The sequence below is a fragment of the Vibrio tapetis subsp. tapetis genome (assembly GCF_900233005.1).
In the GTDB taxonomy this organism is placed as follows: Bacteria; Pseudomonadota; Gammaproteobacteria; order Enterobacterales; family Vibrionaceae; genus Vibrio; species Vibrio tapetis.
The window spans coordinates 380,813-400,167 of sequence record NZ_LT960611.1 but is presented as its reverse complement, the minus strand read 5'-3'; the positions used below and the strand labels follow the sequence as shown (position 1 = coordinate 400,167).

Below are 19,355 nucleotides of genomic sequence, written 5' to 3'. Positions count from 1 at the left end.
CGCCTCATCATAGGCTCTCTACTCAAGCATTCACCGATAGTCGTTGTATAGCATTATATGGCAGGTAGGGCTCCACCCTACACTATCGGTCGTTTGGGCACTCTGCCCAGTTAAATACTCGATTAAGTTAATTAGATGAATAAGAAGATCACCGTAGGATGGCGCGAAACCCTCAACCTACCTGAACTTCGCCTAGATGGTATCAAAGCGAAAATAGATACAGGTGCGCGCACGTCTTGTTTACACGCATTTAAATTAGAAACATTTACGAAAGAACATTCGCTTTGGGTACGGTTTTGGATTCATCCACAACAACACACTGACGAGGTCGCAGTATGCGAAGCGCCTGTTGTTGATCAGCGCATTGTGCGTGACTCAGGCGGCCACGAAGAAAAAAAGATACGTGATTTTAACAGAGCTCAACATGGCGGGCGAAAGCTGGCCAATAGAAGTAACACTGACCAACAGAGAAAACATGGTGTTCCGTATGTTATTAGGGCGCACCGCGATGCACGACCGCATCATCGTAGATCCGACCGAATCATTTTTGCTACAACCAGAGGAAAAAGAATAATGAAAATTGGCATCCTATCTCGCAACGCGAACCTTTATTCTACTCGTCGTTTGATCGAGGCTTGTGAAGCCCGTGGTCACGAAGCAAAAGTGGTCGACGTTCTACGTTGCTACATGAACATCAACTCAAACAAACCAGAAATTCATTACCAAGGTGAAGAGTTATCTGGTGTTGATGCCGTGATTCCACGTATTGGTGCGTCAGTGACGTTTTACGGTACCGCGGTCATCCGTCAATTTGAAACCATGGGTGTATACGCAGTAAACGAGTCGATCGCCATCTCACGTTCACGCGATAAATTACGCTCAATGCAAATATTGTCTCGCCGAGGCATTGGCATGCCTGTTACAGGTTTTGCTAGCCGCCCGGACGATGTAAAAGATCTGCTTGATATGGTTGGCGGCGCTCCGGTTGTGATTAAGTTGCTCGAAGGCACTCAAGGTATTGGTGTTGTATTAGCTGAAACACGCAAAGCAGCTGAAAGCGTTATTGAAGCTTTTATGGGGCTAAAAGCCAACATCATGGTGCAAGAATTCATTAAAGAAGCGGGCGGCGCAGACATTCGCTGCTTCGTTATTGGCGACAAAGTGATCGCAGCAATGAAACGACAAGGTGCTGAAGGCGAGTTTCGTTCAAACCTACACCGTGCGGAAGCGCATCTTTGGTGAAGATTACACCACAAGAGCGTAAAACAGCGATTGCAGCAGCCAAAGCGATGGGCCTGAGTGTTGCCGGTGTCGACCTACTGCGTTCAGAGCGCGGGCCACTGGTAATGGAAGTGAACTCTTCACCGGGGCTTGAAGGCATCGAAGCGGCGACAGGCAAAGACGTGGCTGGCATGATCATCGAATTTATTGAGAAAAAAGCGGCGGGTAAGAAAAATACCGTAAAAAAATTGAACACTATTGAGGAGTTAACCCATGGTAAGAACTCGCAAGAATCAATCGTTTCAGCTGCTTGATCATTGCATTCAACCGGGCAAAAGGCTGTCATTCGAATTAGAATGCGCCAAATTATATACCCATTCACCACTTTCAATCCCTATTGAAGTGATCAATGGCAAATACGCAGGCCCAGTCGTAATGGTTAATGCGGCCATCCATGGTGATGAGCTTAATGGCGTTGAAATAGTACGCCAATTGTCTCAATCCATTGACGCTAACAAACTAAGAGGCACCGTTATCGCGGTGCCAATTGTGAACGTATTTGGCTTCATTCATAAATCTCGTTACCTACCTGATAGACGCGACCTCAATCGCTGCTTCCCTGGTAGTGATAAAGGCTCCTTAGCATCAAGAATGGCGAGTGCTTTTTTCGACAATGTTGCGCTGCGATGCAACTACATATTGGATCTGCATACCGGCGCGATTCACCGAACCAACTTGCCACAAATACGTGCCAATTTGAGTAATCCAGAAACACTGCGAATCGCCAAAGCGTTTAATACGCCAGTCATCGTTGATGCGCCATTAAGAGATGGTTCGTTACGAAGTGAGGCGGAATTGGTGGGCATACCGACTCTGACTTATGAAGCAGGAGAAGCTCTGCGGTTTGAGCCCATTTCAATTACTGCAGGCTTACTCGGGATTAAGCGCGTCATGCAAGCCGTGGGCATGTTAAGGCCAAGCCGAAAAGCTTACCCGGAGCCCATCATTGCAAATTCGACCAGCTGGATTCGCGCGAACAGTGACGGTATTTTAAGAACCGTTGTGACATTAGGAGAGAAAGTGGTTGAAGGTCAGACACTGGCATACATTAGCTCTCCTCTTGGAGAAACGGAGACTCAAATTGTCGCCCACAAAGATGGCATAGTCATAGGACAACAGACGTTACCTTTGGTCAACGAAGGAGACGCGGTATTCCATCTGGCTTATTTTGGTAACAAGACCGATGCTGCGGTTCAGACCTTAGATCAATACATTGAAGAAGTGAACGATTTAGAAAGCGACCTTATCACCACAGGACAAATAGCACCATCTTAGATCCTGGCCTTAAAACGCTTAAGTAGACCTTAAAAAAACCAAGGGGTTGCACCGGATGTTCAGCCGTGTGCAACCCCTTTTTTATCTTAATACTTGCTGATTGTTAATCGCACCAATCAACTGTCGATAATATTTATTAGCCTATTCGAAATTCAGTTTTTTGATAAGCCTTAACCAACCACTCACCAAAACCATCCAACACGCCAATCACAGAGCGCTTCGGGACAGGCTTACCTGAAAGCAAAATCACCAAGCGTTGAATCTCGACTTTTTTCTTTGGATAATAGCGCAAAAATACCTTACCGCATTCGATCGGGTTTTCGATCCATTGCTTATCTTTGTGCATGATCAGCGAATAACTAGCACGCAGCAGCTTTTTGGCAATCAACTTTTGAGACTTGAGTTGAGCATCGAGATTGTCCGCACGAACAATTTTATTGCGATAAACAGACAACCAGTCTTCTACGTCCATATTCCAATGCTTGGCAATTTCCCAGCTTGGTTCAAACTCGCCGAATCGCTCGGACAGATCATCACCTTTTACGCAGACACAACAATGTCTGAGCATAAAACCCCAAGTAAAAATCCCCTCTAAGCTCAGTACATCGCTCAGTTCACCAAATTGAAAAGAAACGCCAGTAATTTGAGGGTACTCTCGAGCAAATCGCCATTTTATCGTATTGATTAAGCTGGTGCTTTTTTCCGACAATGGCTGCTGAGTAACCACAACCACATCGATATTTGAATGTGCGATACGAGCTGTTTTCCTTGCGACACTACCAAATAAGTAGATGCTGTGAAGGTTTGCTCCGAGACCACCAGCCACGTAACGTTTTAATTCTTCTATGACAGGTTCAAACTCCGCTTGGAAGGGAGCTTTCGGGTCAATAATTGATATTGCTGCATTTGTGTTCAAGAAAGGGTTCCGATTAGTTGTAGCCTAGTTAGTTTCGCTTAGCTTGACCTAGCAATCAAGAAATGGATGTGATTTTTACCTACTAACTCTCTTTATTGCCTACCATTTTAACGTGTCTTGCCCTCCCCTTACTACAGCCAATTAAACCCGCAACAAGAAGATGAATAACTTAAAAGAAGGCGGTATAATCTCTTTCTATCAAACTATAACCAAATAACAAATATAGGAACATATCGATGCCTAGGGCGAGTGAGATTAAAAAGGGTTTTGCCATTGAATCTAACGGTAAAACACTGTTAGTAAAAGACATTGAAGTAACGACACCAGGCGGCCGTGGTGGAACGAAAATTTACAAGATGCGTTGCTTTGAAATAGCAACAGGCGTACGTGTTGACGAACGTTTTAAAGCCGACGAAGTGGTTGATACGGTTGATATGTTCAAACGCCAAGTGTCTTTTTCTTATGTCGATGGCGACGAATACATCTTCATGGATACTGAAGACTACACTCAATACACGTTCAAAGCAGAAGAACTTGAAGATGAGTTACAGTTCATTAACGAAGAAACACAAGGCATGATGGTTGTGGTTGTAAACGACAAAACAGCAGGCCTTGAACTTCCTTCTACTGTTGAACTTGTGATTGAAGAAACAGACCCTTCAATTAAAGGCGCATCTGCTTCTGCTCGTACTAAACCGGCTCGTTTGTCTACTGGCCTAACGGTACAAGTGCCTGAATACATCGCTACTGGCGATCGCGTAGTGGTTAACACCGCTGAAAAGAAATACATGAACCGAGCTTAATATGTCTGAACTAATTTCTTACGATGATGTGATTGATGCAGGCTACGACATTTTTTTAGAAATGGCGCCTGAAAACCTAGAACCCGCTGACGTAATTTTGTTTACTGCGCAATTTGAAGACCGCGGTGCAGCAGAGTTAGTTGAAACTGGCGACGATTGGGCTGAGCAAGTCGGCTTTGATGTCGATAAAGAAGTCTACGCTGAAGTGCGCATTGGCCTAGTTAACGAAGAAGATGACGTATTAGACGACGTGTTTGCTCGCATGCTTATCAGCCGCGACCCAGACAACAAGTTTTGTCATATGCTTTGGAAGCGCGATTAACTCAAACTTAAATAAGTACTGAGATACAAAAACACCTCACTATTTAGCGAGGTGTTTTTTTATATGACTCAATAACAACGGGCGATATTAACGACCTGCGCGTGTCTTATTGGCAGTGCGGTTTTTGTTCGCACTACGCGGTGCTGGCTTGCCACCGGTTGTCGTGTTTTTTGTACCCGGCTTACTGCCTTTTGTCGCAGGCTTACGACGTTGATTAGAACGACCACCTGGAGTACTTACACGCTCTTCGTGACGCTTAACAGCACGACGAATTTTTTGGCTACGAGAACGATCGCGCTGGCGAGACGTATTCATTGGGTCAATCATGGTGTTTTCTTCTGGTGGAAGTTCTACCATTTCTCGAAGGTAGTTTACTTCTTTCAGATCCATTTCCATCCAACCGCCACGAGGCAGTTTTTTGTCTAGGAAGATATCACCGTAACGAACACGTTTCAGACGACTTACCGTTGAACCTTGAGATTCCCATAAACGACGAACTTCACGGTTACGACCTTCATTGATCACAACGTAGAAGGTGTGGTTCATGCCGTCACCACCCGCATATACCACGTCTTCAAAACGTGCCATACCATCTTCGAGCTTAACGCCACGAACGAGGTTACGGATGTTGTCTTCTGTCACTTCACCAAATACACGAACTAGGTATTCACGATCAACCTGACGAGATGGGTGCATCAAGCGGTTTGCTAATTCACCATCAGTAGTGAAAAGCAGCAAACCCGATGTGTTTGCATCTAGACGACCAACAGAAACCCAACGAGCTCCGCGGATCTTTGGCAGACGATCAAATACAGTACGGCGACCTTCTGGGTCAGAACGAGTACACAACTCACCTTCAGGTTTGTAATATGCCAATACGCGGCACACTACTTCTTCAGAATCTTTAACAGCAACGTTGTGGCCGTCGATACGCACAATCGCACTATCGTCTTCTAGGCGTTCACCTAGCTTGGCCACTTGGCCATTAACACTCACGCGATTCGCTTTGATCAAAGCTTCAATTTCGCGACGAGAGCCGTGGCCCGCTCGTGCTAAAACTTTCTGTAATTTTTCGCTCATTAATTTACCTATGTGTCGTCTTCACAGACGTCGAATGTAAAAAATTAGGGGTGCCCAATATGGCAGCCGCGTATTATCGCAGAAAACGTCTCGTTGGTCAGCTATTTTATCGACTATTCGAACGGCGTTGGATCACCCGCGCCAGAACGCGCAATGACAATCTCATCGTCGCTAAAATCAATGACGGTTGTTGGCTGCTCGCCTAGGTATCCGCCATTCAAAATTGCGTCCACAGAGTGTTCAAGTTTATCACGAATGTCTTCCGGATCTGACTCTGCGTAATCGTTACCCGGTAGTATTAATGTGGTCGACATTAACGGCTCGCCCAAGGCTTCAAGCAACTCCAACGCAATGACGTTATCTGGAACACGAATACCAATGGTTTTTCTCTTCGCGTTCATTAAGCGACGAGGGACTTCTTTAGTGCCTTTAAAAATAAAGGTGTACGCGCCCGGTGTGTTATTTTTCAATAAACGGAAGGCGCTGTTATCCACTCGAGCATAAAGAGATAGCTCAGATAAATCACGGCATAGCAATGTGAAGTTGTGCTTGTCATCGAGCTTACGGATTCGACAAATTCGTTCCAATGCTTGTTTGTTTTCTAGCTGGCAACCCAGAGCATAACCAGAATCGGTTGGATACACCACGACACCACCATTACGAATAATCGCAACGGCTTGGTTAATCAAACGTGCTTGCGGGTTATCAGGGTGTACGTAAAAAAATTGACTCATTATAAATCCTCACAGTCGAACGCCTACGCATGCTTTGTAAAGCCTAGGAATTCAGAGCAATGTAATCAAGGGCGACAGCAATCTAGATAAGTAAGTGATCTTTGTAATAGATTGTTTTATATAAAAACAATAGAAATCAATTACCTGTCTCTATTGGAGTTAAACCCCAATCTTGCCATACAGGCTCAACACCTGACGGCAGCCATAAGTTTCTGCCCAGTTCCATCCAAGGTGATGGGTAATGAAAATCAGAACCTTGAGAAGCTAATAGTTTGTATTGTATAGCATAATCAGCAAGAGTGCGTCTTTCTTGTTGCGCTTGTTGAGGTTGGGCAACTTCCATTGCATCGCCTCCCGCTTCACTGAATGAGGTCAACAATCGTTTAACCCACTTGGCCGTTAGGCCATAACGACCAGGATGAGCCAAAACAGCACGCCCACCAGCTTGATGAATGGCATCGACGGCTTCGGACATGGAGCACCAAAACGGAGGAACGTAGCCTGGATTGTTTCGGGTTAGGTATTTCTTAAATACCTGCTGCATGTTCTTCGCATAGCCATTATCTACTAGCCACTTAGCGAAATGCGCTCGCGTTACCGATGCGTCCCCTGCGATGGCTCGCACTTCTTCAAGCACGCCCTCACGGGTTACTTTTTCCAAACGCTGAGCCATGAGCACTGAACGTTCAGTGCGACGCTGTTTTTGTTGTTCAATCAGCTCAAGCAATGCAGGGCAATTTATATCAATATTCAGCCCGACAATATGAATGTCTTTATTTTGCCACAAGGTGGAAATTTCAATGCCATCGATCAACTGAATTGGCAAGTCGTTTTCTTTAATGTAAGCATGAGCTTCGGCCAAGCCATCTGTTGTGTCATGGTCGGTGATCGCTAACACTTCTAAATCAAAATCGAGTGCACGATCAATTAAGTGAGTAGGAGTGAAACGTCCGTCAGACGCCGTTGTGTGACTATGTAAATCAATTCTCATAATATCGCTTGACTTTTTCCTTCCGCACTAGTTAACTAGTACGCAAATACAAACACCAACAATAGGTCAATCATGTTACCCGATTTTCGCCAACAGCATAACGACAAAGTTTCAGTGGTCTCTACTGTGCTTTCGTGGTGGCGTATCTGGTCAATTTCGTGGCGGGCTTTGGTGTCGAGTTAATTTATAGAATCTCACTCAAAAAGCCCGCTTTGTAAGCGGGCTTTTTTGTTTTGTCGACTGCCTCACATTCAACTGCGTAAGAAACCAGCAAATAAACGTTTGCACTGATTGGGTCGTCGTTGGGAATATGCGAGTATGTACGGCAGGAAAGAATTAAGAATGATAAAAAGGATGTCTTGTGAATAAGGCCATAACAATTGCTGAGCAAGGTCTGGTGAACGTTTATCACCAAAGCGTACCTTACGCAAAAGATCCAACACGTCTATTTCAGGTACTGTGTGGTAACAAAACCAACAGCCTACTTTTGGAGTCTGCTGAAATAGACTCAAAAGAGGATTTAAGTAGCTGGTTACTTATCGATGCTGCCGTACGCATTGTTTGCCGAGGCCATGATGTCGAATTCGAAGCGAAAACAGAAAACGGTCGCAACCTGCTTGCACGTCTAGAATCCAATGTCTCTCAGGGAATTAAACTAAGCAGCGACCAAAATACCCTTACCCTACATTTCGAGCAGCCTCGTAATGATATGGATGAAGACAGCCGTTTACGTGAAGCCTCTTCATTTGATGCTCTGCGTTTAGTGCAGCACAGCTTTGATTTAACCAACAAAGATAAGCACGCTATTTTCATGGGTGGTCTATTTGCCTACGACTTAGTTGCCAACTTCGAGCCATTAGGCGATGCCGCTCAAACCAACCAATGCCCAGACTACGTATTCTATGTCGCTGAGACGCTGATGGTTGTTGATCATCAAAACGCCACTTGCGATGTACAAGCATCACAATTCGATGGCGATGATGACATTAAGCAAACCCTGCTGACTCGTTTAGAAGAAATCAAAACGCACAGCCACGATCCGGCGCCATTAAAAGATGCCATACAAGTTACCGATCTAGACCCTGTTGCCAGTATTTCTGACGAAGACTTCTGCCAAACGGTTATCGACTTAAAACAATACGTTGTTAAAGGCGATGTATTCCAAGTTGTGCCATCGCGTCGTTTTACTCTGCCGTGCCCTTCACCACTGTCTGCTTATAAAGCACTAAAGCTGAGTAACCCGAGCCCATACATGTTTTACATGCATGATGAGCTGTTCACCTTATTTGGCGCCTCACCAGAAAGCGCACTGAAATACGAAACCAATACCAATCAAATTGAAATCTACCCAATAGCAGGCACACGTCGCCGCGGTAAGAATACCGATGGGTCAATTAACTTTGATTTAGACAGCCGCATTGAATTAGAGCTGCGCACTGACACCAAGGAAAACGCAGAGCACATGATGCTGGTGGATTTGGCGCGTAACGATGTGGCTCGAATTGCTCAAGCAGGCTCTCGCCACGTTGCCGATTTACTTAAAGTAGACCGCTACAGCCATGTGATGCACTTGGTATCTCGCGTTGTTGGCCAACTTCGCGGCGACCTAGACGCACTACACGCATATCAAGCTTGTATGAACATGGGCACGCTTACCGGTGCGCCTAAAATTCGTGCCATGCAGTTAATCCGCGATGTTGAGCAAGCTCGCCGAGGCAGCTACGGTGGCGCGGTAGGTTACTTTACTGGTGAAGGCGATCTTGATACCTGTATCGTTATTCGCTCGGCCTATGTTGAAAATGGCGTCGCCCAAGTTCAAGCCGGCGCGGGCGTTGTTTACGACTCTGACCCACAATCTGAAGCCGACGAAACGCGTGGCAAAGCCGCAGCGGTTATCAATGCAATTCAACTCGCGCATAAGGAGTCTTAAGATGGCTGATCTTGTATTTGTCGATAACTTCGACTCTTTTACTTATAACCTCGTGGATCAATTCCGCTCGCTAGGTCACGAAGTGACCATTTACCGAAACAACATTTCTGCCGAAGTGATTGAAACAGCCGTTGAAAAATTGGCTCAACCTGTGGTTATCTTATCCCCAGGCCCTGGCGCTCCCGCCGACGCAGGCTGCATGCCAGAATTGATTCAACGCTTAAAAGGCAAAGTGCCAATGATTGGTATTTGTCTGGGCCATCAAGCTATCGTTGAGGCCTACGGCGGCGTAGTCGGTGGTGCGGGTGAAATCATCCACGGTAAGGTATCAATGATGGAACACGACAACCATAAAGTATATCAAGGCTTACCTTCACCCTTGGCCATCGCTCGCTATCATTCATTGGTCGCTCACGAGGTGTCACCAGCGCTAACGGTGACAGCAGAAGTAGATGGCTTGGTTATGTCGGTTGCACAAGAACAAGATAGAGTGTGTGGATTCCAGTTTCACCCCGAATCCATCATGACGACTTATGGCGCTACGCTACTGGCGAACACCATCGACTGGGCTCTTACTCCAGCACAGGCTTAAAAGGAATTAGGATAAGATTATGCAAGAAGTCATCAATAAACTGTACGACCAAAAATCATTAAGCCGTGAAGAGAGCCAACAACTTTTTGATGCCATCATCAAAGGTGAAATGGACCCTATCCAATTGGCAGCCGTATTAACGGCGCTTAAAATCAAGGGCGAAACTCCACAAGAAATCGCAGGGGCGGCATCCGCACTGCTGGATAACGCAAGCCCATTCCCTCGCCCAGATTACGATTTTGCCGACATTGTTGGCACAGGCGGTGACGGTTCAAACACCTTTAATATCTCTACTACCGCCGCTTTCGTTGCCGCTGCATGTGGCCTAAAAGTCGCGAAACATGGCAACCGTGGCGTTTCAAGTAAGTCAGGGTCCTCGGATTTACTGGATTCATTTGGCATTAACCTCGCCATGAGCGCAGAAGATACACGCAAAGCGGTTGACGAGTTAGGTGTCGCCTTTATGTTTGCGCCTCAGTATCACGGTGGTGTTCGACACGCAATGCCTGTACGTCAAGCCATGAAAACTCGAACGATTTTCAACATTCTTGGACCACTAATTAACCCGGCTCGTCCTAACATAGAATTGATGGGTGTTTATGACGCCGCCTTGGTGCGTCCTATTGCAGAAACCATGCTCGAAATGGGCATGCAACGTGCGGCCGTAGTACATGGAAGTGGGCTAGATGAAGTGGCTATTCACGGTGAAACGCTGGTGGCTGAAATCCAAGATGGTAAAATTACAGAATACACTTTAACGCCACAAGATTTTGGCGTGAATCAGCACCCTCTTGAAGCAATTAAAGGCGGGGAGCCTGCGGAAAACCGCGCTATTGTCACCGACATTCTGACCGGTAAGGGCACAGAAGCACAATTATCAGCCGTTGCAGTTAACGTCGCCCTCTTGATGAAACTGTTTGGCCATAACGACCTTAAAGCCAACGCAAAACAAGCGATAGACGCAATGAACTCTGGCAAGGCATTTACCCTTGTTGAACAACTGGCAGCACGAGGCTAATACGATGTCGGAAAATATCACTAAAGAAAACCGCGATATGGCGCAAGTGCTAGCGAAAATCGTCAACGATAAACGCGAATGGGTAGAGGCTCGCAAAGTGTCTCAGCCTCTTTTGTCTTTTCAAGCAGAACTAGAGCCGTCTGATCGCAGTTTTTACGAGGCGCTAAGCCAAGATAAAACCGCTTTCATTCTTGAATGCAAGAAAGCCTCTCCGTCGAAAGGCTTGATTCGTGATGACTTTGATTTGGATTACATCGCGTCGGTATACAACCGCCATGCTAGCGCTATCTCGGTTTTAACTGAAGAAAAGTACTTTCAAGGCAGCGTAGATTTCCTACCACAAGTTCGTGCCATTGCTAAGCAACCCATTCTTTGTAAAGACTTCATGGTTGACGCTTATCAAGTGTACCTTGCTCGCCATTATCAAGCCGATGCCATCTTGCTGATGTTGTCTGTGCTCGACGATAACGAATACCGCGAATTGGCCGACATTGCGCACTCTCTGAATTTGGGTGTGTTAACCGAAGTCAGCAACGATGAAGAGTTAGAGCGAGCTATTGAACTGAAAGCGAAAGTCGTTGGTATCAATAATCGCAACTTACGCGATTTAACCATCGACCTGAATCGAACTAAAGAGCTTGCACCCAAATTGCCAAAAGGAACCATTGTGATTTCCGAGTCGGGCATTTATAACCATCAGCAAGTACGGGATCTTGCTAACCATGCGAATGGCTTTTTAATTGGTAGCTCTCTGATGTCGGAAGACAACATTGAACTAGCGGCACGAAAAGTACTGCTAGGTGAAAACAAAGTCTGTGGCCTAACCCACTCGGAAGACGCAGCCAAAGCGTATCAAGCAGGCGCCGTTTATGGTGGTTTGATCTTTGTTGAAGCGTCCAAGCGCTGTGTTGATATCGAAGCGGCTCGTTTAACCATGAGTGGCGCACCCCTGCATTACGTCGGTGTGTTCCAGAACCAGCCGGTTGATGTTGTTGCTCGTACCGCGAATGAATTGGGGCTGTTCGCTGTTCAGCTTCATGGCGATGAAGACCAAAGCTACGTTGATGCGTTAACGAATGCACTAGATAGTGCAACCCAAATATGGAAAGCCTATGGCGTCGTTGATTCAATGCCAACCTTGCTCGATGCCCCAGTTGCTCGCCACTTACTTGATGCAAAAATTGGCACTCAGTCCGGTGGTACAGGCGAGGTTTTTGACTGGCAACTGTTAGGCCAAGAACGCCAAATAATGCTTGCTGGTGGCCTATCACCAGACAACGTACAACAAGCCGCTCAGCTTGGTTGTATTGGACTTGATTTGAACTCTGGTGTTGAAAGCGCGCCGGGTAAAAAAGATACTCAAAAATTAAACGACGCCTTTGCTGCGATTCGTCATTACTAAATTTAAAAGGAAGTCTCATGGCTAAATTAGATGCCTACTTTGGTGAATACGGTGGTCAGTACGTACCACAAATCCTTGTTCCTGCATTAGATCAGCTAGAACAAGCCTTCATCGACGCACAACAAGACGATGACTTTCAAGCCGAATTCATGGGCTTGTTGCAAGAATACGCTGGTCGCCCAACGGCACTGACACTGACGCGTAACTTAACGAAAGGGACCAAGACCAAACTGTACCTCAAACGTGAAGACTTGCTGCATGGCGGCGCACACAAAACCAACCAAGTGTTAGGCCAAGCTCTGCTTGCGAAACGCATGGGTAAAAACGAAATCATCGCAGAAACCGGTGCCGGCCAACATGGCGTTGCGACTGCGCTCGCTTGTGCGCTACTTGGATTAAAGTGCCGTGTCTATATGGGCGCTAAAGATGTAGAACGCCAAAGCCCGAACGTATTTCGTATGAAGTTGATGGGCGCTGAAGTTATCCCTGTTCATTCTGGTAGCTCGACACTCAAAGATGCGTGTAACGAAGCGCTACGTGACTGGTCTGCAAGCTACGAAACCGCGCATTACCTACTAGGTACGGCGGCAGGCCCTCACCCTTTCCCAACCATTGTTCGTGAGTTCCAGCGTATGATCGGTGAAGAAACTAAGAACCAAATCTTAGCCCGCGAAGGTCGCCTTCCGGATTCTGTGATTGCCTGTGTCGGTGGCGGTTCTAACGCCATTGGTATGTTTGCTGATTTTATTGAAGAAACCGATGTCGGCTTAATCGGCGTAGAACCGGCAGGTCTTGGTATTGATACCGATCAGCATGGCGCACCACTCAAGCACGGTAAAACGGGCATCTTCTTTGGGATGAAAGCACCACTGATGCAAGATGAACATGGTCAGGTTGAGGAATCTTATTCGGTTTCCGCTGGTCTTGATTTCCCATCTGTAGGCCCACAGCATGCTCACTTGAGTGCTACCGGCCGTGCAGAGTATGTATCGATTACCGATGACGAAGCATTAGAAGCCTTTCAATCTCTAGCGCGTAACGAAGGTATTATCCCTGCCCTAGAGTCTTCACACGCACTTGCTTATGCATTAAAAATGGCGCACGACGAACCAGAAAAAGAACAACTGCTGGTTGTGAATCTTTCAGGCCGTGGCGACAAAGACATCTTCACTGTGCATGACATTTTAGAACAAAAAGGAGCGCTATAATGGATCGCTATCAAGCCCTATTTGCTCGCCTAGCAGAGAAAAAACAAGGCGCTTTTGTCCCATTTGTCACCGTTGGCGATCCAAGCCCAGAGCAATCATTACGCATCATGAAGACGTTGGTTGAATCTGGCGCTGACGCACTGGAGCTGGGTATTCCGTTTTCAGACCCATCAGCAGACGGCCCAACCATTCAAAGTGCAAACATCCGCGCATTGGACTCTAAAGCAACACCACCGATTTGTTTCGATCTGATTGCACAAATTCGTGCAGAGCATCCCGACTTACCTATCGGTTTGTTGATGTATGCAAACCTGGTCTATTCAGCTGGGATTGAAACTTTCTATCAACGCTGCAGCGAAGCTGGAATTGACTCTGTGTTGATTGCTGATGTTCCAACAGGTGAAAGTGCGGAATTTGTCGCTGCGGCCGAGAAGTACGGTGTACACCCAATTTTCATCGCCCCACCGACAGCATCAGATGAAACCCTAAAAGACGTGGCTTCATTAGGTGGTGGTTATACATACCTGCTTTCACGTGCTGGTGTGACAGGAACAGAAACAAAAGCCAATATGCCTGTTGATAGCATGTTAGCCAGATTGAACCAATTTGACGCTCCACCAGCCTTACTTGGTTTTGGTATATCCTCACCGGAACAAGTTAAGCAAGCCATCACAGCAGGTGCAGCGGGCGCTATTTCGGGTTCAGCGGTGGTAAAGATCATCGAATCGAACCTTGATGATTCGGACAAAATGCTGGCTGATTTAGCGCAATTTGTCACATCAATGAAAGCAGCAACTCAACTATAGTCACCATACGATACGTTACACACCTGTAACACTATGCGCACGCTAACCACCTATAGCGTGCGCTTATGCTTTAACATCTACCCTTCTTTTTTTTGCTCCCCTGAAACTTTACACATAGCTTACATAAAGTCTGACCAGTGTTAAAAAATGGCTATTTCATCACCGTATCGCATGTTTTTTCCTGATATATCGCGTTAAACGTTTCGCCTCCATTGATAACAACTCGGTTAAAGTGTAGAAAGTGTTGCGAGATATTTATCCATTAGGAAAATGGTTATTAATATTTATCTCTAACAAATTCACAATATGCAGCACAGAGGTTATGGAAGTGTTAAATAATAAGAGTTTAATGAGCAACATCGGCTTTCAAGTCGTTGTCGCTATGATTGTAGGTACAATCGTTGGTGCCATGATGGGCGATTCAGCCACCATGTTCGCCCCGCTAGGTACGATCTTTATCGCCTTGATTAAGATGCTGGTTATTCCTTTGGTTGCCGTCGCCCTTATTTCAGGCGCTGCGGGCTTAGGTAACAGCACTAACGCCGGTAAAGTGGGTATTGTCACTCTCGGTTACTTCGCGTTGACTTCTGCAATGGCCGTTACGCTCGCGCTGGTAATGGGCGAAGTGTTTGAACCAGGTTTAGGCATTGATGTTTCAGGTGTAGAAGGTATGTTCTCGTCTGAATACGCAGCAAAAGGTGAACTCCCTACTTTCTGGGCTACCATCACAGGTATGATCCCAACTAACGTTTTCCAGTCACTGAACGAAGCGAACATCCTGCAAATCCTAGTTTTCTGTTTATTCTTTGGTATTGCTTTATCTAAGCAAGCAAAAGAGAAACGCGACCCAATCATCAATGGTGTGAACTGCATCGTTGATAGCATGGTTTGGATGATCAACAAGGTTATGATCATCGCACCAATCGGCGTGTTTGGTTTAATGGCAGAAGCGGTTGGTACGTTTGGTTTCGGCGCACTGATGGTCGTGTTCAAATTATTCCTTGTCTACGTTGCTGCCATTCTGATCTTTGGCTTTATCGTCTACCCACTTATGGTTCAGATCTTTACCAAGACGTCGGCTAAAAAATTCTTAGTTGCAATGAAGAAACCGCAAGCCGTTGCGCTTTCTACTGCATCTTCAATGGCCACGCTGCCTGTTACTATGGACACAGTAGAACGCGAATTAGGTGTTAAAAACTCGACCGCTTCATTTGTGCTTCCACTTGGTGCGACCATCAACATGTCGGGTAATGCCATTTACTATGGTTTAGTTGCCATTTTCTTCTCTCAGCTCTTCGGTATTGACTTGTCGATGGGTGCATACGCTGCAATCATCGTGACTTCAACGCTTGGTGCTGTTGGTCAAGCTGGCGTTCCTGGACCTAGCTTCTTAGTGGTCGCTGTATTGCTTGCCGCTGGCATCCCAATCGAAGGTCTTCCTTTGTTGTTCGCATTAGACCGTATCTTTGACATGATCCGTACTGCGCTAAACATCACAGGTGATGCCGCTTGTGCCGTTATCGTTGATGCCATTGCTAAAGAAGAGCAACAAGTTGAGCTGGAGAAGCAGCAGGCTTAATCGCCAAGTTTTCGAACCTGCTAATCCTTGTTAAACCTGCGAGTCATTAACGAAAAGACTATCCAATTATGGGTAGTCTTTTTTGTCTCATCAGAAATCACACCCTATTTCGGCTGATTATCCGTCAGTTGCTGACTATTTTATGCCTAATTACGTAAAGTGTATTTTTCATTGTCGCTATTTTGGGTAGACTGAGACCGAATTTATTTAATGGAAATACGTACCCAATGAAGCAACTGATTGATTTTATCCCACTGATTATCTTCTTCGCGCTCTATAAAATGTACGACATCTATGTAGGTACAGGTGCTTTGATCATCGCGACTGCGATTCAAATTGCTGTGACTTATTTCCTTTATAAAAAAGTCGAAAAGATGCAGCTCATTACCTTTGTAATGGTGGCGGTATTTGGCGGGATGACCATATTCTTACACGATGAAAACTTCATTAAGTGGAAAGTGACGATTGTATACATGGTGTTCGCACTAGGCTTGTTAATCACTCAACTTATGGGCAAACCGGTTATTAAAGGCATGCTGGCAAAAGAGATCACCTTACCTGACTCTGTGTGGGCAAAAATCAATGCAGCGTGGATTGTCTTTTTTACCTTCTGCGCAGCGCTTAATGTTTACGTCGCCTTCAGCCTACCGCTGGATGTATGGGTAAACTTTAAGGTATTTGGTTTGCTTGCCGCGACTTTTGGTTTCACTTTGTTAACCGGAATTTATGTCTACAAATACATGCCCAAAGACGAAGACGGTCAGCAAGACAATCAACCAGAAAACAAAGATTAATTACTACCAATATATAAGCGCCTTGTCTCTGTTCTCAGGGCGCACAATGGATAACTCATGACAAAGACACACGACGCTCCACACGGCCAACTTCTACTCCGTACTCTTGCTATGCCTGCAGACACCAATGCAAATGGCGACATCTTCGGTGGTTGGATCATGTCTCAACTTGACTTGGCTGGTGGCATTCTTGCAAAAGAAATTTCAGGTGGCCGTATCGTTACCGTTTCGGTTTCAAGCATCACCTTTAAAAAGCCAGTAAAGGTCGGCGATGTAGTTTGCTGCTACGGTGCATGCAGTAAAATTGGCCGCACTTCTATGTCCATCGACATTGACGTTTGGGTGAAACCAGTAAAAGAAGATGGCGTTGGTGATCGCTTCCAAGTGTGTGATGCTACGTTCCATTACGTGGCGATAGATAACGAAGGTCGCCCTCGCGTTATCGAACCATAAACACATTAATTGTCTAAATACGGTTAGCATCTCGACGAGGTGCTTTTTTTTGCCTGCAAGGTCTAGTATCTTGGCTAAATAATTACTTGAATAGGAAGTCAAAATCATGTGGTACGTTATTTTTTCTCAAGACGTCGAGAATTCACTAGAAAAACGTTTGAGCGTTCGCGAAAAGCACCTCGCCCGCTTGCAGCAACTGCAAGATGAAGGTCGTCTCCTTACCGCAGGTCCAATGCCTGCTATTGATTCAGATAATCCTGGCGAAGCCGGCTTTACGGGTTCAACGGTTATCGCACAATTCAATTCAATACAAGACGCGCAAGCATGGGCAGACAGCGACCCATACATTGCTGCGGGCGTCTATGCCAACGTAATTGTAAAACCATTTAAAAAGGTCTTTTGATAACAATGCCTAAGTCTTTTTTATCGTCCATTTTGTTATCTTTAATGGCTGTACTTCTGGTCTCTGGTTGTGCGTCTAACAACGATAAACAAAAAACCATCAACCTAGTTGCGGAACAAAGAGCAAGCATACTCAGTGCTGGTCTGCCCATTGAATACGGGCCCCTCAATATAATGAGGGCAAGCGCCAAACAAGGCGTAGTAGAAATATTTATGATCTTCAATGCCGACGATGCATCACAAACCCCGCAACAATTGATGTCGTACGCAGCCGATTACTACTGCTCCAGTAAAGACGTAAAAAACAACATGGAAATTGGCGTAAAATATAGACTGATGCTCCGTAACCCTCGTGGACAACTATTGATCGACCAAATGGTGACCATGGATACGTGCAAAGCATAATCTAGCCTGTTGCCTTCGATATAAATGCGCCTTCAACGGCGCATTTTTGTTATCATCCTATCTCATTAAATTTATTCCTTTTTATTCCGCTAAACCAGAATATTTCTAATTTCTGGTTCATACTTGAAAGGAATAGGCATGGAACGCGGTCTTGTCATTCAATAGCTAAAAATAATCGACATCTCGCAGCTAAACCTTAGATAAGGACAATCATGAAAAAGCTCATCTTATTTGCGTTAACTTCCCTTTTCACCGTTTCCAGTGCTCTTGCACAAGAATGGCAAGATATTGAAATGAAAGCTCGTGGCCAAACCGTCTATTTTCACGCTTGGGGCGGTAGCCAGCAAATCAACAATTACCTACGCTGGACAGGGGAAAACTTAAAGCGAAATTATGGTATTGAATTTGTTCATGTAAAAGTGACCGACATTGCTGAAACCAGCGCTCGCTTACTTGCTGAAAAGACCGCAGGGAAACACAGCAACGGCAGTGTAGATATGGTCTGGATTAACGGTGAAAACTTCAAATCGATGAAGAACAACAAGCTACTTTTCGGCCCATTTACACAAGACCTCCCTAACTGGAAATACGTCAACACTGAACTCCCAGTAGATAGCGACTTTTCTGAGCCAACATTGGGCTTAGAAGCCCCGTGGGGTGTAGGGCAACTGGTGTTCATTCATGATGAGAAAAAGCTAAGTAATCCACCTAAGAGTTTTGTAGAACTGCTCAATTACAGTCGAGCATTTCCAGGGCGTATTAGTTACCCTAAACCACCTGCTTTTCATGGCACCAGCTTACTCAAAGCGCTTCTCATTGAACTGACCAATAACGATGCCAGTTTAATGAAGCCAGTAAACGAAGAAAGCTTTGCTATCATTACTCAACCATTATGGCGCTACTTGGATACCTTGCATCCAACGATGTGGAATCAAGGCACACAATTTCCTGCCAACGGTTCTCAGTCTATTCAGTTACTCGACGACGGCCAAATTGATTTAGCGATCACTTTTAATCCCAACGAAGTGTTCTCAGCACAAGCTGACGGCACGCTTGCGGCCAGCACTAAGAGCTATGCAATGGAAGGTGGCGCACTATCTAACATTCATTTCTTGGCAATTCCTTCAAACGCAACCGCAAAAGAAGGCGCACAAGTGGCCATTAACTTCTTGTTAAGCCCGGAAGCTCAATCCCGTAAAGGTGATTTAAGCATCTGGGGTGATCCTTCCGTGCTTAAGAGTGAATACCTTACCGGTAGTGCAAAAAATACCAAGTTGTTTAAATCAGTAGCGGAACCTCACCCAAGCTGGCAAACCGCTCTTGAAAAAGAGTGGCTTAAGCGCTACGGAAACTAGAATATTCTT

At 45.6% G+C, this 19,355-nt stretch carries 19 protein-coding genes and 2 pseudogenes; 17 read left to right on the top strand and 4 right to left on the bottom strand.

The genetic code is table 11. From position 1 onward, the window contains the following. Nucleotides 1–135: 135 nt before the first annotated feature. The 3 genes and pseudogenes from VTAP4600_RS01870 to VTAP4600_RS01860 all read left to right on the top strand — a co-directional run bounded on the left by VTAP4600_RS01870 (nucleotide 136) and on the right by VTAP4600_RS01860 (nucleotide 2,556). Nucleotides 136–574, top strand: a pseudogene (locus VTAP4600_RS01870) (ATP-dependent zinc protease family protein). Beyond that, nucleotides 574–1,535, top strand: a pseudogene (rimK, locus tag VTAP4600_RS01865) (30S ribosomal protein S6--L-glutamate ligase). Before VTAP4600_RS01870 ends, rimK begins: the two co-directional pseudogenes overlap by 1 nt. Continuing rightward, nucleotides 1,495–2,556: a succinylglutamate desuccinylase/aspartoacylase family protein gene (locus tag VTAP4600_RS01860; RefSeq protein ID WP_102521247.1), complete on the top strand. Its 1,062-nt coding sequence runs from the start codon at nucleotides 1,495–1,497 to the stop codon at nucleotides 2,554–2,556. Before rimK ends, VTAP4600_RS01860 begins: the two are co-directional and overlap by 41 nt. Nucleotides 2,557–2,692: 136 nt before the next feature. Here VTAP4600_RS01860 and VTAP4600_RS01855 read toward each other — a convergent pair whose 3' ends face one another. Next, nucleotides 2,693–3,472 (bottom strand): nucleotidyltransferase domain-containing protein, encoded by a 780-nt coding sequence (locus VTAP4600_RS01855; RefSeq protein WP_172443049.1) that lies wholly within the window; start codon nucleotides 3,470–3,472, stop codon nucleotides 2,693–2,695. A 236-nt stretch (nucleotides 3,473–3,708) separates the two neighbouring features. Between VTAP4600_RS01855 and efpL the strand changes: the two genes are divergently transcribed. Beyond that, nucleotides 3,709–4,275, top strand: a complete 567-nt coding sequence (gene efpL, locus VTAP4600_RS01850) for an elongation factor P-like protein EfpL (RefSeq protein WP_102521246.1) — start codon at nucleotides 3,709–3,711, stop codon at nucleotides 4,273–4,275. 1 nt (nucleotide 4,276) lies between these two features. Then, nucleotides 4,277–4,597, top strand: coding sequence for an HI1450 family dsDNA-mimic protein (locus VTAP4600_RS01845; RefSeq protein ID WP_102521245.1), 321 nt, complete (start codon nucleotides 4,277–4,279; stop codon nucleotides 4,595–4,597). A gap of 87 nt (nucleotides 4,598–4,684) precedes the next feature. Here the strand turns inward: VTAP4600_RS01845 and rluB are convergent, their stop codons facing one another. From rluB to rnm, 3 genes are all read right to left on the bottom strand, one after another. Next, nucleotides 4,685–5,677 (bottom strand): 23S rRNA pseudouridine(2605) synthase RluB, encoded by a 993-nt coding sequence (gene rluB / locus VTAP4600_RS01840; protein ID WP_102521244.1) that lies wholly within the window; start codon nucleotides 5,675–5,677, stop codon nucleotides 4,685–4,687. A 113-nt stretch (nucleotides 5,678–5,790) separates the two neighbouring features. Beyond that, nucleotides 5,791–6,411 (bottom strand): L-threonylcarbamoyladenylate synthase, encoded by a 621-nt coding sequence (locus VTAP4600_RS01835; protein WP_102521243.1) that lies wholly within the window; start codon nucleotides 6,409–6,411, stop codon nucleotides 5,791–5,793. Between the two features lie 136 nt (nucleotides 6,412–6,547). Further along, nucleotides 6,548–7,402 (bottom strand): RNase RNM, encoded by an 855-nt coding sequence (gene rnm, locus VTAP4600_RS01830; RefSeq protein WP_102521242.1) that lies wholly within the window; start codon nucleotides 7,400–7,402, stop codon nucleotides 6,548–6,550. 361 nt (nucleotides 7,403–7,763) lie between these two features. Between rnm and VTAP4600_RS01820 the strand changes: the two genes are divergently transcribed. The 12 genes from VTAP4600_RS01820 to VTAP4600_RS01765 all read left to right on the top strand — a co-directional run bounded on the left by VTAP4600_RS01820 (nucleotide 7,764) and on the right by VTAP4600_RS01765 (nucleotide 19,346). Beyond that, the gene (locus VTAP4600_RS01820) at nucleotides 7,764–9,332 is read left to right on the top strand and encodes an anthranilate synthase component 1 (RefSeq protein ID WP_102521240.1); all 1,569 of its coding nucleotides are present in this window, start codon (nucleotides 7,764–7,766) and stop codon (nucleotides 9,330–9,332) included. 1 nt (nucleotide 9,333) lies between these two features. After that, complete coding sequence (locus VTAP4600_RS01815; protein ID WP_102521239.1) at nucleotides 9,334–9,924, top strand: aminodeoxychorismate/anthranilate synthase component II; 591 nt, start codon at nucleotides 9,334–9,336, stop codon at nucleotides 9,922–9,924. Nucleotides 9,925–9,943: 19 nt separating this feature from the next. Continuing rightward, nucleotides 9,944–10,942 (top strand): anthranilate phosphoribosyltransferase, encoded by a 999-nt coding sequence (trpD, locus tag VTAP4600_RS01810; protein ID WP_102521238.1) that lies wholly within the window; start codon nucleotides 9,944–9,946, stop codon nucleotides 10,940–10,942. A 4-nt stretch (nucleotides 10,943–10,946) separates the two neighbouring features. Further along, a complete protein-coding gene (gene trpCF / locus VTAP4600_RS01805; protein WP_102523856.1) occupies nucleotides 10,947–12,344 on the top strand; it encodes a bifunctional indole-3-glycerol-phosphate synthase TrpC/phosphoribosylanthranilate isomerase TrpF in 1,398 nt (465 codons plus the stop codon). 17 nt (nucleotides 12,345–12,361) lie between these two features. Next, nucleotides 12,362–13,552 carry a tryptophan synthase subunit beta gene (gene trpB / locus VTAP4600_RS01800; protein ID WP_102521237.1) on the top strand — a complete coding sequence of 397 codons (1,191 nt, stop codon included), beginning with the start codon at nucleotides 12,362–12,364 and terminating at the stop codon, nucleotides 13,550–13,552. Beyond that, complete coding sequence (gene trpA, locus VTAP4600_RS01795; protein ID WP_102521236.1) at nucleotides 13,552–14,358, top strand: tryptophan synthase subunit alpha; 807 nt, start codon at nucleotides 13,552–13,554, stop codon at nucleotides 14,356–14,358. Before trpB ends, trpA begins: the two co-directional genes overlap by 1 nt. Nucleotides 14,359–14,680: 322 nt before the next feature. After that, complete coding sequence (locus VTAP4600_RS01790; protein WP_102521235.1) at nucleotides 14,681–15,937, top strand: dicarboxylate/amino acid:cation symporter; 1,257 nt, start codon at nucleotides 14,681–14,683, stop codon at nucleotides 15,935–15,937. Nucleotides 15,938–16,164: 227 nt separating this feature from the next. Further along, complete coding sequence (locus tag VTAP4600_RS01785; RefSeq protein ID WP_102521234.1) at nucleotides 16,165–16,731, top strand: septation protein A; 567 nt, start codon at nucleotides 16,165–16,167, stop codon at nucleotides 16,729–16,731. A 57-nt stretch (nucleotides 16,732–16,788) separates the two neighbouring features. Continuing rightward, on the top strand, nucleotides 16,789–17,184 hold the full coding sequence (yciA, locus tag VTAP4600_RS01780) for an acyl-CoA thioester hydrolase YciA (RefSeq protein WP_102521233.1): 396 nt from the start codon (nucleotides 16,789–16,791) through the stop codon (nucleotides 17,182–17,184). 106 nt (nucleotides 17,185–17,290) lie between these two features. Beyond that, nucleotides 17,291–17,587, top strand: a complete 297-nt coding sequence (locus VTAP4600_RS01775) for a YciI family protein (protein ID WP_102521232.1) — start codon at nucleotides 17,291–17,293, stop codon at nucleotides 17,585–17,587. 5 nt (nucleotides 17,588–17,592) lie between these two features. After that, nucleotides 17,593–17,991 (top strand): GspS/AspS pilotin family protein, encoded by a 399-nt coding sequence (locus VTAP4600_RS01770; RefSeq protein WP_102521231.1) that lies wholly within the window; start codon nucleotides 17,593–17,595, stop codon nucleotides 17,989–17,991. Between the two features lie 212 nt (nucleotides 17,992–18,203). Then, the gene (locus VTAP4600_RS01765; protein WP_102521230.1) at nucleotides 18,204–19,346 is read left to right on the top strand and encodes an ABC transporter substrate-binding protein; all 1,143 of its coding nucleotides are present in this window, start codon (nucleotides 18,204–18,206) and stop codon (nucleotides 19,344–19,346) included. The last annotated feature ends 9 nt before the right edge of the window (nucleotides 19,347–19,355 follow it).